The 15,689-nt window shown below is 66.4% G+C and carries 12 protein-coding genes and 1 pseudogene; 4 read left to right on the plus strand and 9 right to left on the minus strand.

Annotated elements, in window-relative coordinates; translation table 11 throughout:
* Positions 1-109 precede the first annotated feature (109 nt).
* Both CYR75_RS14395 and CYR75_RS14400 read left to right on the plus strand, forming a co-directional pair.
* Complete coding sequence (locus CYR75_RS14395) at positions 110-1,156, plus strand: NADP-dependent oxidoreductase (protein WP_101500665.1); 1,047 nt, start codon at positions 110-112, stop codon at positions 1,154-1,156.
* Positions 1,153-1,836 (plus strand): type 1 glutamine amidotransferase domain-containing protein, encoded by a 684-nt coding sequence (locus tag CYR75_RS14400; protein ID WP_101500666.1) that lies wholly within the window; start codon positions 1,153-1,155, stop codon positions 1,834-1,836. The genes CYR75_RS14395 and CYR75_RS14400 overlap by 4 nt, the downstream gene beginning before the upstream one ends.
* Positions 1,837-1,932: 96 nt before the next feature.
* Here CYR75_RS14400 and CYR75_RS14405 read toward each other — a convergent pair whose 3' ends face one another.
* Positions 1,933-2,526, minus strand: coding sequence for an EF-hand domain-containing protein (locus CYR75_RS14405; RefSeq protein ID WP_101500667.1), 594 nt, complete (start codon positions 2,524-2,526; stop codon positions 1,933-1,935).
* A gap of 200 nt (positions 2,527-2,726) precedes the next feature.
* Between CYR75_RS14405 and CYR75_RS14410 the strand changes: the two genes are divergently transcribed.
* Together CYR75_RS14410 and CYR75_RS14415 are read left to right on the plus strand one after the other, a co-directional pair.
* The gene (locus CYR75_RS14410) at positions 2,727-3,440 is read left to right on the plus strand and encodes a response regulator (protein ID WP_101500668.1); all 714 of its coding nucleotides are present in this window, start codon (positions 2,727-2,729) and stop codon (positions 3,438-3,440) included.
* Entirely contained in the window at positions 3,437-4,771 is a 1,335-nt protein-coding gene (locus CYR75_RS14415) for a sensor histidine kinase (protein ID WP_158644669.1), read from the plus strand. Before CYR75_RS14410 ends, CYR75_RS14415 begins: the two co-directional genes overlap by 4 nt.
* A gap of 404 nt (positions 4,772-5,175) precedes the next feature.
* On the opposite strand, the gene CYR75_RS14420 is transcribed toward CYR75_RS14415, so the two are convergent.
* From CYR75_RS14420 to CYR75_RS14455, 8 genes and pseudogenes are all read right to left on the minus strand, one after another.
* Positions 5,176-6,498, minus strand: a complete 1,323-nt coding sequence (locus CYR75_RS14420; RefSeq protein ID WP_101500670.1) for a hypothetical protein — start codon at positions 6,496-6,498, stop codon at positions 5,176-5,178.
* A gap of 94 nt (positions 6,499-6,592) precedes the next feature.
* Positions 6,593-8,461, minus strand: coding sequence for a glycosyltransferase family protein (locus CYR75_RS14425; protein WP_158644670.1), 1,869 nt, complete (start codon positions 8,459-8,461; stop codon positions 6,593-6,595).
* Between the two features lie 54 nt (positions 8,462-8,515).
* Positions 8,516-9,796, minus strand: a complete 1,281-nt coding sequence (gene wecC, locus CYR75_RS14430; RefSeq protein ID WP_101500672.1) for a UDP-N-acetyl-D-mannosamine dehydrogenase — start codon at positions 9,794-9,796, stop codon at positions 8,516-8,518.
* Positions 9,793-11,121, minus strand: coding sequence for a non-hydrolyzing UDP-N-acetylglucosamine 2-epimerase (gene wecB, locus CYR75_RS16710; protein WP_158644671.1), 1,329 nt, complete (start codon positions 11,119-11,121; stop codon positions 9,793-9,795). Before wecB ends, wecC begins: the two co-directional genes overlap by 4 nt.
* Before the next feature lie 38 nt (positions 11,122-11,159).
* Positions 11,160-12,347: pseudogene (locus CYR75_RS14440) on the minus strand (IS3 family transposase).
* Positions 12,348-12,389: 42 nt separating this feature from the next.
* Complete coding sequence (locus tag CYR75_RS14445) at positions 12,390-12,614, minus strand: hypothetical protein (protein ID WP_101500673.1); 225 nt, start codon at positions 12,612-12,614, stop codon at positions 12,390-12,392.
* Positions 12,615-12,629: 15 nt separating this feature from the next.
* Positions 12,630-13,394, minus strand: a complete 765-nt coding sequence (locus tag CYR75_RS14450) for a glycosyltransferase family A protein (RefSeq protein ID WP_101500674.1) — start codon at positions 13,392-13,394, stop codon at positions 12,630-12,632.
* Entirely contained in the window at positions 13,391-15,622 is a 2,232-nt protein-coding gene (locus tag CYR75_RS14455; protein ID WP_158644672.1) for a glycosyltransferase family protein, read from the minus strand. Before CYR75_RS14455 ends, CYR75_RS14450 begins: the two co-directional genes overlap by 4 nt.
* Positions 15,623-15,689: the final 67 nt, after the last annotated feature.

Here is a 15,689-nt window from a genome sequence, read left to right on the forward strand (position 1 = left end):
CGGCGCGTGCCGTGCCGAGACCGCTTGGCCTGCACGCGCCGACAGCAGGGACCAGCCCCCGCGCTGCCCGCCCCGCTGACGCCACCCTTGAACCGACGGAGACCCCGACATGACCCAGACCGACAGGACCAACCGCCAATGGCTGCTCGCCGAGCGGCCCAAGGGCGAGCCGAACCAGGACACGCTGCGCCTGAGCGAGGCCGACATCCCCGAGCCGGGCGAGGGGCAGATGCTGCTGCGGACGGAATACCTTTCGCTCGACCCCTATATGCGTGGCCGGATGAGCGATGCGGAAAGCTATGCCGCCTCGGTCGAGATCGGCGATGTGATGGTCGGCGGCACCGTGGCGCAGGTCGTGCGGTCGAACCTTCAGGGCTTCCAGCCGGGCGATTACGTCCTGTCCTTCAGCGGCTGGCAGGATTACGCGCTGTCGGACGGCGCCGGCGTGACCAATCTGGGCCAGTCGCCGGACCATCCGTCCTGGGCGCTCGGCATCCTCGGGATGCCCGGATTCACCGCCTGGGCCGGGCTGACCCAGATCGGAGAGCCGAAATCGGGCGAGACGATCTGCGTCGCCGCCGCCACCGGCCCGGTCGGGGCGACGGTGGGCCAGATCGGCAAGCTGCTGGGCTGCCGCGTCGTCGGCATCGCCGGCGGGCCGGAAAAATGCGCCCATGCCGTCGACGATCTGGGATTTGACGCCTGCATCGACCACCACGCGGCGGATTTCGCCGACCAGCTTGCCAAGGCCAGCCCCGACGGCATCGACGTCTATTTCGAGAATGTCGGCGGCAAGGTGCTGGACGCGGTGCTGCCGCTGCTGAACGACCACGCGCGGGTGCCGGTCTGCGGGCTGGTCTCGCAATACAACGCCACCAAGCTGCCCGACGGGCCGGACCGGCTGAACTGGCTGATGGGGCTGATCCTGCGCAAGAAGCTGAAGATGCAGGGTTTCATCATCTTCGACAGCTTCGGCAGCCTTTACCCCGAATTCGCCCGCCAGATGAGCGAATGGATCGAAGCGGGCAAGATCAAATACCGCGAAGAGGTCATTGACGGCCTCGAAAACGCGCCCGAGGCCTTCATCGGCCTGCTGCGGGGCGACAATTTCGGCAAGCGCGTGATCCGCGTGGGCCAGAAGGAAGGTGACGCATGAAGATTCTGATGGTTCTGACCTCGCATGAGGAACTGGGCGATACCGGCAAGAAGACCGGCTTCTGGCTCGAGGAATTTGCCGCGCCCTATTACGTCTTCAAGGAGGCGGGCGCGCAGGTGACGCTGGCCTCGCCAAAGGGCGGGCAGCCCCCGCTTGACCCGACCAGCGATCAGGCGGACGCGCAGACCGACGATACGCGCCGCTTCAAGCAGGATGACGAGGCGCAGGCGCAGCTTGCCTCGACGCAGAAGCTGTCGCAGGTCAAGGCCGAGGATTTCGACGCGGTGTTCTTTCCCGGCGGCCACGGCCCCTTGTGGGATCTGGCCAATGACCCCGACAGCCGCCGGCTGATCGAGGGCTTTGCCAGCGCCGACCGTCCGGTGGCGGCGGTGTGCCACGGCCCGGCGGTGTTCCGCGACGCGCAGGGGCCGGACGGGCAGCCGCTGGTGGCCGGCCGCCGCGTCACCGGCTTCGCCACTTCCGAGGAAGAGGCCGCGGGGCTGACCGATGTCGTGCCCTTCCTGGTTCAGGACATGCTGACCGAAAAGGGCGGCCGCTATGAAAAGGGCGAGGACTGGTCCAGCTTCGTTCTGCAGGACGGCAAGCTGATCACCGGCCAGAACCCGGCCTCGTCCGCCGAGGCGGCCAAGCGCCTGCTGGAGGTTCTGGGGGACGGCTAAGCGTCCCTGCCCAAGACATGAAGACGCCCGGACGCCTGTTATGACGTCCGGGCGCTTTCGTATGGCGGGCCGGTGCAGCCCGCTAAAAGGGTGCGCCTAGCGGCGCTTGCCCCGGTGATCGGCGGGCGACAGGGCGCCGTCGCCGTCTTGGTCCATCTGCTGGATCATGTTGCCGAAGCGGGCGTCGAGTTCCTCGGGGCTGATCGAGCCGTCGCCGTCGCGGTCGAGGCTTTGAAACGCGCGGACCATGCGGCTGCGGGTCATGTCGCGATAGATGGTGTCGAATTCCTCAAGGCTCAGCGCCCCGTCGCCCGACTGATCGGCGGCCTCGACGGTGGCGGCGCGGAAGGTGTCGATCTCGTCCTGGGTGATCTTCCCGTCGCCATTGGCGTCGATGCGGCTGAACATTTCCTGCATCATCCCGTAATCGCCGCCGCCCTTGCGGCCGCCCTTGTGCTTGTTGTTCCAGCGGTCGCGCATCCCGGGCTTGCCCGGCCGGGCATCGCCGCGCGGGGTCTGCGCCTGCGGTGCCGGCTGCGCCTCGCCCTGCGCTTGCGGTGCGGTCTGGGTCTGCGGCGCCGTCTGCGTCTCGGCCGGGGCGGGCGGGGTCTGGGCGGTGGCGATCATCGCGCCGGTTCCGGCCAAGGTCAGGGCCAGAAAGCCTACGGGCAGCATTTTCGAGAATGTCATGGTTTCGTCCTTTCAGATGCGAAGTGAAGGCGAGGCCCTCATGCATCCGATATGGACCATGCCGCGCCGGAATGTGTGTCAGCGGGGCTGCGGTGTTGTCGCCATCTGTCGCAGCGCCGCGCTTTGCGACAATTCGCGACAAAGCCCTGCCCAAAGCCGCCCTGAAGCGGCTATGAAGGCGGCAGGACAAAGGTTTCGCCATGGACAATACCGCCCCGCAGATCCTGATCGTGGACGATGCCCGCGACATCCGCGAGCCGCTGGCGCAATATCTGCGCAAGCAGGGGTTCCGCACCCAACTGGCCGCCAATGCCGCCGAGGCCCGCAAGATCGTCGAGGATTCGGTGCTGGCGCTGGTGGTGCTGGACGTGATGATGCCGGGCGAGGACGGGCTGAGCCTGTGCCGCTGGCTGGTCGCCCAAGGCGGGCCGCCGGTGATCCTGCTGACCGCCATGGCCGAGGAAACGGACCGCATCGTGGGCCTGGAACTGGGCGCGGATGATTACGTCGTGAAACCCTTCAACCCCCGCGAATTGCTGGCGCGCATCCGCGCCGTGCTGCGCCGCGCGCCGCCGCCGCCCATGCGCGTCGCGTCGGATTGCCGCCGCTTTGGCGGCTGGCACCACGATCCGGCGACGCAGGAATTGACGCACGCGGATGGCCGCCACGTCACCCTGACCAGTGGCGAGGGCAAGCTGCTGGCGGTGTTTCTGGACCATCCCCACATCGTGCTGGGCCGCGACCGGTTGTTGGACCTGACAGCGGGACGGGACGCGAAAGCCTATGACCGCGCCATCGACAACACCGTCAGCCGCCTGCGCCGCAAGATCGAGGACGACCCCAGCGCGCCCCGGCTGATCGTCACCGAATGGGGCGGCGGCTATCGCCTCGCCGTCGATGTCGTGCCGGAATGAGGGCGCTTGGCCGCCTGCTGCCCGATGGCCTCGCCGGGCGCTTTGCGCTGGTGCTGGCGGCGGCGCTGATCGCCGCCAATCTCGCCGCGCTCAGCCTGTTCGCGGTGCAGCGCGCCAGCCTCGACCGGGCGGCGCTGATCGACCGCGAGCTTGAGCGGATCGTCTCGCTGGTGCCGCTGATCGAGGCCGCACCGCCCGAGCAGCAGGCGCTGATGGCGCGCCGGGCCTCGACGCGGATGTCGCGGCTGTCGGTGGACCCGAACCCGGCGGTGCGCGGCGATGCGGGGGCCGGGCGCACGGACGCGCTGCTGCGCGATCTGGCGACGGCGCTGCCGGGGCGAGAGCTGCGAGCAGCGGTGTCGCGTCACGGCGCCTCCCATCGCGGCGCGCGGGTGTCCATCGCCATCGCGCTGCAATCGGGCGCGGGTCCCAACGGTGTCTGGCTGAACGCCACCTCGCGCGGCGAGGCGCCGCCCCGGCCGGCCTTCGACGTCCGCGTTTCGCTGCTGGTGCTGGCGCTGTCGCTGCTGTTCGTGCTGGCCGTCGGGCTGGTCTTCGTGCGCCGTCTGACCCGCCCGCTGGCCGATCTGGCCCGCGCCGCCCGCGCTGCCGGTCGGGGCGACCGCAGCGCCCGCGTGGACGAGCGCGGCGCGCGTGAACTGCGCGAGGCGGCGGCGGCCTTCAACGACATGCAGGCGCAGATCGCCCGCTTCGACGCCGAGCGGATGCGGACCATGGCGGCCCTGGGCCACGACCTGCGCACGCCCATCACCAGCCTGCGCATCCGCGCCGAGCTGCTGGACGAGGCCGAGGCCGCCCCGATGATCCGCACGCTGGAGGAAATGACCGTCATGGCCGAGGGGCTGGTGGCCTGTGCCCGTGGCGCAGGCGAGCCCGAGGACGCCCGCCCGGTCGATCTCGCGCCGCTGCTGCGCCGCCTGTGCGAGGACCGCGGGGCAGAGCTGACGGTCGAGCGCCCCGCCCAGGTGATCGCCCGCCCGGTCGCCCTTGGCCGCGCCCTCGGCAACCTTGTCGACAACGCGATCCGCTATGGCGGGGAGGCGCAAGTGACGCTGGCAACAGGTGCGTCCGAGGCCCGCATCCTGATCGCCGACCGCGGCCCCGGCATCGCACCGGAACGGCTGGACAGCGTGTTCGAACCCTTCGTGCGCGGCGAGGACAGCCGCAGCATGGACACCGGCGGCACCGGTCTGGGCCTGTCCATCGCCCGCACCATCGTGACCTCCCATGGCGGCACCATCACACTTACCAACCGCAAGGGCGGCGGCCTGCTGGCGACGGTCGGGCTGCCGCTGGCGCCGGCTGGCTAGGGGCGCGGCCAGAAGAAAGTTCTTGTCGAGGTGACGGATCTCGTGGCGACTGACAGGTCGCTGCGGGCACTGTCTAGAAGCCCGAACGGGCGCGGGATCTCGGGCAGCTTTGCCGGCTATGGCGTGTATGAGAGCTTCAACAGGGCCGTCATGCTGTATGCCGCAGGCGGCGACGACCATACCTGCCGGCGACGGCCGCAGTATGCCGGGGGACGGTCGCTCGCAGGCGCTGCTGAAAGCAGCAGAGGCAAGCTGACCCGACCGAGGCGTGCCAAACTTCCGCCGGCCGCGCTATGGCGGGTCGACCTGACCGGACAGCGTCATCGGGTCAATCGGGTTCTGGCGGGGCGGCAACCAATCGCAAACGCCCCGGCTCGGCCGACAAAGTCTCTTTCCGCCGCCCGCTACTCTGCGGGGCGGCGTGAAATTGCCGCTTTCAGGCCGCGCATCGGCCGCGTCACGCGCCAGGAGGTGCTGGCGAAGATCTCGCGGAGTGTGTCCTCATGCAGGGCCTGCATCGCCACCAGCTGGCCCTGCAACTCTGCCAGCGCGGCCTCTTGGGTCTCGCGAAGCTGGGCGAGCTGGGCCTTGTGCGCCCGGTCCTGCTCGGCGTTCTTCCTGGTCAGCCGCTCGACCTCGTCACGCAGCCGCGCGGCCTCGTCCGCTGTCTCTTTCTGCCGCAGCTTGTGCTCGCGCATCAGAACGGCGATGTCCTCGATCCGGGTGGCGTGGGCCTCTTCCAACTGCGCGTTCTGCCGGCGCAGTTCGTCAATCTGCGCGTTCGCGGCCTCTGCCTGTCGCTTGGCCGCGTCCAGCTCTGCCGACAGCTCGTCGGCGCGCTCACCGGCTTGGGCGGCGCTGGTGGCCTTTGCGGCCGCACCCGCATCCTTCAGCGTCTGGGCCGAGGACCGAAGCGCGTTGTTCTGAGCCTGAAGCTCGCGCAGGCGACAGGCGTCCTCGACCCCCTTGCCGAGCGTCTTGAAGACCTGACGCGCGGTCAGCCGGATCGGCGAGGTCTCTCCAGCGTCAACCAGATGGCGCAGCCGCTCGGGCTGGACCTCGCCCAGCAGGGTGACGTCGATCATCTCGCCCGCAGGCGAGAACGGGCCTGCCGCCAGAACCGATGCAGCGCCCTCGATCAGGCGGTTGCGCAGGTCGGGATGGCCAAGCACGCGGGCGGCGTCGATGGTCAGGACGACGGCCTTGTTGGACAGTTGCGACAGCCAATGGTCGCTGATGCTTTGGCATTGGTCGCGGTCGAGCGGGGCGTTCAGGATCAGCAGATCGGCCCCGCGGACAAGACCCGCGCCGTCCGAGGGCCAGCCGCCGTGGATCAGGGTCGAAAAGGCGGAATATTCTGCCTGATGCTGGCGGCGCAGCTGTTCCGGCCAGTCGCAGCCGTCCAGATCCACGCCCACGCATAGCGACTGCCCGCCCAGACGCTCGACCGCCTGACACAGCGCCATGTGAATCAAGCCGTCGCCCAGACCCAGCTGGACGATCTTGCGCGGTCGCGTGGTCTCGATCAGCCAGAACAGGAACGGGATGTTGCCAAGCAGCGGCGAGTCGACCGGATGCCGCAGCGGCCAGAACACAGCCGGGCTGCCCGACGCGCCCATCGGACTGCCGATGACGATGCCAGAGGGATCGCCGACAGCCGTCGTGCCCCTGGCCTGAGGGTCGATGGTTTCGATCGCGACGCCGCGCCTGCTCGTGTCAGCTTTCATCTGCCAATATCCTTGTTCTCGCAAAATCCTGAACGGTCCGATCACCGACTGGTCTTGCCGCAGATCCACGTGACCGGCGGCAAGACCGTCAGGATCAGACCACCCAGTCCTGAAAATCGTCCCTGCGTCCCACCGCCCGTCCGGTCCGTTCAAAAAGATCGGATTCCGCGCGCCAGGTGTGATGACGGACATCCGCTGCCCGGTACTGGATAAAGTTGAAGTGGTCGGCCGAATAGATCTTGCCGCCCGCTGCCAGCGTCCGCTTCAGCACGTCCGTGTCTTCACCCTGACTGCGATCCGCGAAGGGGATCTTTTGCAGCCAGCTCTTCCGGGCGACAAAGGTGGCCCCTGCAACATAGGGCGAGCCGAGACGGTGTTCGTTCCCCGGATTGCGAAGCACCAGCCTGTCCGACCCTTCGAGCCAGACCGGAAAGCTCCACTTTCCGGCAAGATCCGCGCCGGAAAAATCGAAGGTCAGGATCATGTCCTGAAGGTAGTTCGGGAAATACCAGTCGTCATCGTCGAATTTGTCGATGAACTCACCCTTTGCCTCGGCAATCGCGGCGTTCAGCTTGGTCCCCAGGCTGACCGTCCCCGGGAAGCGCAGCACCCGCACGCGCTGGATGTTCGACACCTGCTTGAGCCGGTTTTCCAGCTCGGCGATCCGCTCTTGGGGCCAGGAGTCATGGAAGGCAAAGATGACCTCGATCCGCGGATAGGTCTGCTGCGAGATATTCTTGACGATGCGTTCGAAGAACTGCGAACGCTTGGTCGACAGCACGATGGTCGCCAAGGGCTGCGTCTCGGCGCTGTCCTGATCGAAGACGACCTTGCGGACCAAATTGCCGCGGTTGGCATATTGGTGCTTCAGCGCGACCTCTCGGATGCCTTTCTGGCTGGTCTTCCACCAGTGCCGGTCATCGTTCAGCAGGCGATCCACCGCATCGCAGGCCTGCCGCGCGGTCGAGGCGGTCGGAACGATGCCGTCGAAATGCGCCTCGATGGCGCGGGACGGCGACGAGACGACGGGGGTGCCGCTGGCCAGAAGCTCATAGACCCGCCGCGACATCATGGTCGGCGATGTCACGATGGTATTGACGTTCAGGAACACCTTGAAGCGCCGATACAGCTGGGTCATCTGCCGGAAATCGACCGCCGGCCGGACAAAGGGTCGGAACCTTTCGGGGAAGTGATAGCGGGGATTGTCGTGCACCGACATCCGGTCGAAGATGGCGCCCTTGAACTCGACAATCGGCTCGAGCATGTAGCCCATCTGCCGCTTTCGCTCGTCATGGCCTTCGGAATAATAGGACCCGGCAAAGCACAGATCCTCGGTCTGTTCCCTGACCCGGTTGACGGGGTTGGTCAGCGCCATGTTCGCGGCAAAGGGCATCGCGGTGACGCTGAGCGCGTCGGTGTTCTGGCGATAGCCGTCGATCATGTCTTCGTCGGTGGTGAAGATATGGTCCGCGAACTTCATGATCGGCATGAACTTGTCAAAGTGCAGCGGATCTTCCTTGTTGATCATCACGATCGGCTTGTTCGACGACTCGCGCAGCTCTTCCAGCATTTCCAGCAGGGCACGGGCATTGGCGTGTTTCAGCCCCGGCGACGTCATGGCATAAATCCAGGCGCCGTCATTGCCCTGCCAGGTGCTTTCCATCAGGATGAAATCGTGATCCTCGGCACGGATCTGCGCGGGCCAGCCGGTCCGGTCGAGCGGCACGCCCTGAAACTCTGACGACCAGTTCGCCGCGCTGATCGGATCGAGCAGCGTCAGGCAACGCAGCCGGTCGCCCGCGCTGATGCGGCGTCCGTTCCATTCAGGGGAGTGCTGCGCCGTTCCGGGCGCGCGCCGCAGCTTTTGCAGCTTGCGCAGTGTCGGCAGGTCATGCCGGCCCGGTCCTATCTGTTCCAACAGCGCCAGGACCGAGCGCTCGCGCCCGGCGTCCTGAAGGGTCAATGCGGCCTCTGACAACAAAGAGGCGCGAAGTGCAGGTTCGATCATGTCTCGCTCTCAGTTCGGCAGTCCGGCCCAGACCCCACGGGTATCGATCAGGCGCAACCCCGGGCGCGACGGGGGCGGCATGGACCGGAAGTCGTCATGGTCGACCAGCAGCAGGACGATGTCGCAATCGGCGACCGCGTCGCGCGGGCGGCAGAGTTGCGCCTTGCCGTCCAGCCCGGGCGGCAGCGCATCGATATAGGGTTCGACCACATCCACCTGGCCCGGATACAGCGTCGCCAGCCGGGTCGCGATATCCAGTGCCGGGCTTTCGCGCAGATCGTCGATATTCGGCTTGAAGGCCAGCCCGAGGCAGGCGATCCGCGGCGTCTTGCCGGTCTCGGCCGTGCATTCGGCGACCGCCTGATGGGTCTTGGCCAGCACCCAGTCGGGCTTGTGGTCGTTGATCTCGCGCGCCGTGCGGATGATCCGGGCCTCGTCCGGGGTCTGCGAGACGATGAACCAGGGATCGACGGCGATGCAATGGCCGCCGACACCGGGACCGGGCTGCAGGATATTCACCCGCGGATGGTGGTTGGCCAGCCGGATCAGTTCCCAGACATTGATGCCCTGCTTGTCGCAGATCAGCGACAGCTCGTTGGCAAAGGCGATGTTGACGTCGCGAAAGCTGTTCTCGGTCAGCTTCGCCATTTCGGCGGTGCGGCAATCGGTTTCGATGCAGTTGCCCTCGATCGCCAGCTTGTACAGCTTGCGTGCCCGCGTCGAGCAGGCCTCGGTCATGCCGCCGATGATGCGGTCATTGCTGACCAGCTCCGTCAGCGCGTGACCGGGCAGAATGCGCTCGGGGCAATGGGCGATGCGGATGTCCGAGCCTTCGCCATGGGTCTGCGGGAAGCTGAGATCCGGACGCGCTTCTGCCAGCCAGCCGGCCATCTGTTCGGTCGCGCCGACGGGGCTGGTCGATTCCAGAATGACCAGATCGCCTCTCTTCAGGACCGGCGCGATGGAACGCGCCGCGGCCTCGACACAGGACAGATCGGGGATGCGTTCGTCAGAGTCCTGCCGGAACGGCGTCGGCACCGCGATCAGGAAGGCATCCGCAGCTTCGGGCCGGGTGGTCGCGCGCAGATGCCCGGCGCTGACGGTGCGGCGCAGCGCATCCTCGAGCCCCGGTTCGACAATGTGGGTGCGGCCTTCGTTGATGGTTTCGACAGCCTTCTGGTTCACATCCAGCCCAATGACATTGACGCCGCGCAGGGCAAAGACCACCGCCGTCGGCAGGCCGATATAGCCCAGACCGACCATGCAGATATTGTTGAAAGGTGCCGTCATGTCCTGTCCTTGTAGGCCGCCAATACGTCAAGAATACGGGTCACGGCCTGGCCGTCGCCGTAGGGGTTGTGGGCGAAGCTCATCCGGTCGTATTCCGCCTGATCTTCCAGCAGCTGGGTGACGTTACGTACGATGGCCTCGGTGTCGGTGCCGACCAGCCTGACGGTGCCGGCGTCGACGGCCTCGGGTCGTTCGGTCGTGTCGCGCATCACCAGAACCGGCTTGCTCAGGGACGGCGCCTCTTCCTGGATGCCGCCCGAGTCGGTCAGGATCAGGTGGGCGCGGCTCATCAGCCAGACAAAGGGCAGATAATCCAGAGGCTCGATCAGGTGGATGTTGTCGAAGCCGCCCAGCAGCCGGCCCACCGGTTCCCGGACATTGGGGTTCATGTGCATCGGATAGACGATGTCGGTGTCAGGGAAACGCTCGGCGATCTGGCGCAGCGCCTGGCAGATCCGCTCGAACCCGCCGCCGAAGCTTTCGCGACGATGGCCGGTGACCAGGATGATCCGGCGATCCGGGTCGATGAAGTCGAACCGCGTCGCCGGAACCTCGGCCGGCAGCCCGAGGCGGCGGGAGAGGGCGGCATCGCGCGGCGCCGGGCGCAGCACCTCGGTATCTGCGGCATTGGGCAGCAGGGCGATGCGCCCGGGATCGACCCCGCGCCCGATCAGATCGTCGCGCATCGCGCTGTTCAGCGTGAACACCAGATCAGCCTGCGCTGCCACCGCACCGTCCAGATCGCGCGCCGCCCGATAATCGAGGCTGTCCATATAGCCGGGCTCGCGCGAGGCACGCGACAGTTCCCAGAACCCGCGGACCTCATAGACGAAGGGCAGCCCCAGCCGGCGCGCGGCGAAAAGCGCGGGGATCGCGGTTGTATAATTCGACGCCGCCATCACCCATCTGGGGCGGAGAGGGGACAGGGCCGCAAAAACCTTCGCTTCGGCGGCGAGGTAGTCGGCGGGCAGGCGAGCGGGTCGGTCGGTCGCCTCGCCCGTCCGATGATAGACAATCTCCCCGACGCGGTCCTGCCGGCCAGCATCTGCGTGACCTCTGTCCCATGGAAAGCCCGGCTTGGTCAGGCAAACCACCGATCGCCCCTGAGCCTGCATGGCGCTGACCAGGGCCTGTGTTCGCATGGCGTAACCGGTCTTGTCCTGCGGCAGGCTGAGCCCGAGGATATAGGCAAGTTCCGGGTCGCCCTCTCGATGCGCGGGCGGACGCGGTGGCGGTTCGATCAGGGCCAGTCTTAGCCGCAGCATCGCCGGATCCAGGGGCGTTCGCTGCCGACTGGCGGCGGCCACCAGCTCTGACCACGCCATCTGCGCGTCCTTGCGCCTCCTGACGTTGCCCCCAACTTTTATCCAGCGTGAGCGAGACTCCGGGACTGAGTTTTGCCCATTTGGGCGGGTTGGGCAACGGGGGCTGGCGCGGAGCTTTGCGGATTGCGCAGCGTCAGGCCCCGTTGCGGGGTGAAGGTTTCGGCAAACTCGGCTGGGGTCTGCCAGCTGAGGCGGGAGTGGGGGCGTTCGGTGTTGTAGTCCGTGCGCCAGGCGACCAGCGTTGCGCGGGCATGGTGCAGGGACGGGAACAGCGTTTCGTTCAAGAGTTCGTCTCGCAGGCGACCGTTGAAGCTTTCGATGAAGGCATTCTGGGTCGGCTTTCCGGGCGCGATGTAATGCCAGTCAAACTTGCGGTCATCCACGAATTTGAGGATCGCATTCGAGGTGAACTCGGTTCCATTGTCACTGACCACCGTCTGAGGCTTGCCGCGGGTGTCGAACAGCGTCGCCAGTTCCCGCGCCACCCTTGCCCCGAGAGCGACGTGTCCGCGATCAGCGCCAAGCATTCCCGCGTGCAGTCATCGACCACGGTCATGATCCGGAACCGGCGGCCATCGGTCAGCTGGTCTGACACGAAGTCCAGCGACCAGCGCTGGTTTGGCAGCAAAGGCAGCACCATCGGGCCCGTGTGCCCATGGCCCGCTTGCGCCCGCCCCGGCGACGGACATGCAACTGCTCTTCGCGGTAGATGCGAAACAGGCGCTTGTGGTTGACCTCGTGGCCCTCGCGCCGCAGGAAGACATGCAACCGACGATACCCGAACCGGCGCCGGACCTTTGCCAATTCTTTCAGCCGCTCGCGCAGCACAGGGTCGTCTTGGCGGACCACCTCATACCGCATGGTCATCCGGCAACAGCCGATCACCCGGCACGCCCGCCGTTCGCTCATCTCGTGACTTGCCACTAGATGCGCGACCGCTTGCCGCTTCGCGGCGGGCGTCACCACTTTTTTCCGAGCAGATCCTTCAAGGCCGAATTGTCGAGCATGGAGTCGGCCAGCAGCTTCTTCAGCCTGCCGTTCTCATCCTCAAGCGCCTTCAGACGCTTCGCCTCGCTGACATCCATGCCGCCATACTTGGCTTTCCACTTGTAAACGGTCGCATCGCTGACGCCGTGCTTACGGCAAAGATCGGCAACGGAAATCCCCGCCTCGTGCTCCTTCAGAATGCCGATGATCTGATCCTCGGTGAACCTGCTGCGCTTCATCTCTGGTCCTTTCGGTTAGGCCAGAGTCTACCTCAAACTGGATTAGGCAGAGGGGGCAACGTCACTCCCGGCGTCGATCAGCGCCTCGGCGGCAAGGACGGTCAACTCGGCCTCGACCCGGCGTGCCGTCGACAGCGTCGCGGAACGCAACGCATCCGGCGCTTGTCTCGCCACGCTAGCCAGCAGCGACCGCGCCGAGGATACGCGACCGACCTCGCTTAGCACCCTTGCGGCCGAGAGCAAGGCTTGGACCTGATCGTCATTCATTCGTTTACCTTGGGACTAGCTGGGGATTTCGGGCGGCTGCAGGTGCGGCCCCCAGAACCGATCGATCCGCAGGGTCTCCGACGGCTGGCAGACCGCGCTGATGCGGGCGTTGGCGCGGCTGACGGATTCGGCGCGGCGGCGTTTGGCGATGATCGTGCCAGGGGCGACGCGGTGCAGCACGCCGTGGGCCATGGTAGCGAGGTTCCAGTGCCAGTCCTCATAGCCATACCCCTGCTCCGGGCGGCGCGGCGCATAGGGGACCGCGAGCGCGAGATCGCGGGGATAGACGCTCATCATGTCCCAGTAATTGTTGAAATAGAGATATGCCTTGGAAAACAGCGGGTCGGCCTGATCGACGAGGGTAAAGACATTCTCCTCGCCATCGAAGACCCAGTTCAGCTCGGGGTGGATCACCCATGTCTCGTCCGGCGGCGCGTCGCGCAGCATCTCGCAGGCGGTGACCAGCCAGTTTTCCGAGATCAGATCGTCCCCATCCAGCCACGCCACCCACCGCCCGGTGGCCGCGCGCGCCAGCGCGTTGCGCAGCAGAAACGGGTCCCTGAAGTCATAATCGCGGCAGGGCCAGCGCTCGGCAATCACGGGCTGGGCGCAGAAGCGGCGCGTGGTCTCGGTCGCGGCGTCGAGGCCGATCAGGCGCTCGACGGTGAAACCGGCCGCCTCGGCGGCGGCGATTGCCAGATCGGCGCTGCGCAGGGCGGGGCCGGCCAGATGTGCCTCGTTATGCAGCGTCACCAGCAGGGACAGATCTGGCGTGGTCATGGCTGCACCTCCACCGGTGACCGGGGCGGCAACTGGTCGATGACCGCGTTCAGCGCCCGCGCGTAAGCGCCGGGCGTGCGCTTCTGCAGCATCGTCTGGCGCAGCCGGGCGGCGCGCGCGGCGGCCTGTTCCGGGTGGTCGATGATCTGCCGCAACCCGGCCACATAGGCGTCGATATCGTCGATCTCCGCGACCCCCACGGCCAGATCGGGCAGCAGCACCTCGCCCGTGCCCCCCGCCAGCAAGCCGACCAGCGGCACGCCGAGCGTCGCGATCTCGATCAGCATGTTCGGCACCCCGTCCCATTCCGCAGTGTAAAGCCAGACGTCGCAATCCTGCAGCGGCAGCTCGGCCAGATCCTGATAGGTGCCGTGCAGCATCATGTTGTCCGGCTTATTCCCCGGCCATGCCTCACCGCCCCAGACGTGGAAATTGCAGTCGGGCATCCGCAGGGCGATCCCTTCCACAAGGTCCAGCCGCTTTTGCCGCGCAAAACGCCCGGCCCAGAAGATCGCCGGGCGCGCACCCTCGGGTCGCTGCCGCAGTTGAACCTGCGCCAGCTGCGGATCGGCGGGGGTTTCGAGCACCGTCAGCTTGGACAGGGCAGGGTCCGAAAGAAGGTACCGCTCGGACAGCTCCGCCTTCAGGAAATGGTTGTCCACAAACACGCCGTTTAGAATATCCAGGACCGTGTGATAGGACGAGATCGGATAGCCCGACCAGTGGCCGCGCGCGTCCTTCTCGCCGCAGAACATATAGGCGAGCAGGCGGGTTTCGTTCGACAGCGGCTTGCCGAAATTCTGGAATGTCTCCCAGCAGAGGCGGGAATTGATGTTCAGCACCAGTTCCGGCCGCAATGACCGCAGAAGCTCGAGCAGCACGCGGGATTGCTGTTTTCGCGGCAGGCCGAGGCACGAGGTATAGAGGTCGATGACGCGGATGCCTTCGGGGAACCATTGCGAATACTCGAACTCGGCGCTTTCGGTGTGGATGACGGCGATTTCGTCGGGACCGAACCGATCCGCCAGCAGCCGCGTCGCCATTCCCGCCAGCTTCGACGCGCCGCCGAGATGGCTCCACGGCAGGACAACAACGGCCTTGGCCGGTCGCCGCTGCGCCGCCTGCTGCGCCTCGAGGATGGCGCTGACCTGAAGCATGACCGCTTCGTTGCGGACCGGGGAGATCCCGGGACGCAAACCGGAGCCGAAGGATTTCATCACCAGCGGATCGACCTGTTCCAGCTTTTCAAGCTGTTGCCGCAATGGCCCGGACAAGAGGCTGCCGATCAGCGCCTGCCGGCGATCCCGGACGGCGACGGCCGCTGCCTCGGGCTCCCAGCCATTCAGCTGCGCAAATCTGCGGAAGATGGGGGCATCGGCGCTGGTCATCGATTCCGGCAGACCCCGGTCCCGGCCCTCTTCCAGGAAATGCTGGTAGGCGGATTGACTGGCGTCCAGCGAAGCTCCGGCCGCGCGGCGGTAGTATTGTGGATCGAAATGGGCGTTCGGGAGCCGGTTCTCGTAGAGGCCACGACGCCTGAAATGGGTCAGCGGATCGGTCCCCGCCTTTGCCACGTCAGGGTATCGCGCGAGATAGAAATCAGCATCGAAGTCGCGTGAGATGGCGCGGTCGAGATCGGCCGAGGGCTGGTGCCCAAGCTCGCGCCCCTCCGCCCGGCCAAAGGCGAGATAATGGTAAAACCCGTTCATGCCGGTTGCCGCGACATCCGGGTTCTGGCGCAGATAGGCGATGCCGCTGAAGTCGCGGGTCGGCTGCAGCCCTTCAGCCTCGCCGTGATCGAGATAATGCTGCGCCGCGCCGCCCGCGTGAGTTTCGGCTTCCGGACATTGCTCCAGATAGAAGGCGGTATCGAAATGCGCCGCGACGAGCCCGGCCATGTCCTGTGAGGCTTCGGGCTTGAGTGGTTCAGCTATGGGCGAGGCCGGGCGGTCTTCACCCTGTCCGAACCGAAGGAAGTGATAGAGCGGGTTCAGCCCACTGGCAGCGACGTCAGGATTGGCCCGCAGATACGCGGCGGTATCGAAGCCGGGATTGGGGTTCAGCCCCTCCGCTGCACCGACACTCAGGTAGTGCGCCGCCACACCGCCGGGATGGTCGGCTGCGGACGGGGCTTGGGACAGGTAAAACTCGGCATCGACGTGAGGGCGGATGGTCGAAAGCTGGCGACGTTGCTGCAGATAGGCGCGAAGCTGTCTGATGGGTTGCATGGAAAACCGCCTTCTGCCGACCAGCAATCCCGGCGTAGCAGCGGGGCGGCGCGTTCGCAAGCAGAGG

Source organism: Paracoccus jeotgali (assembly GCF_002865605.1).
In the GTDB taxonomy this organism is placed as follows: domain Bacteria; phylum Pseudomonadota; class Alphaproteobacteria; order Rhodobacterales; family Rhodobacteraceae; genus Paracoccus; species Paracoccus jeotgali.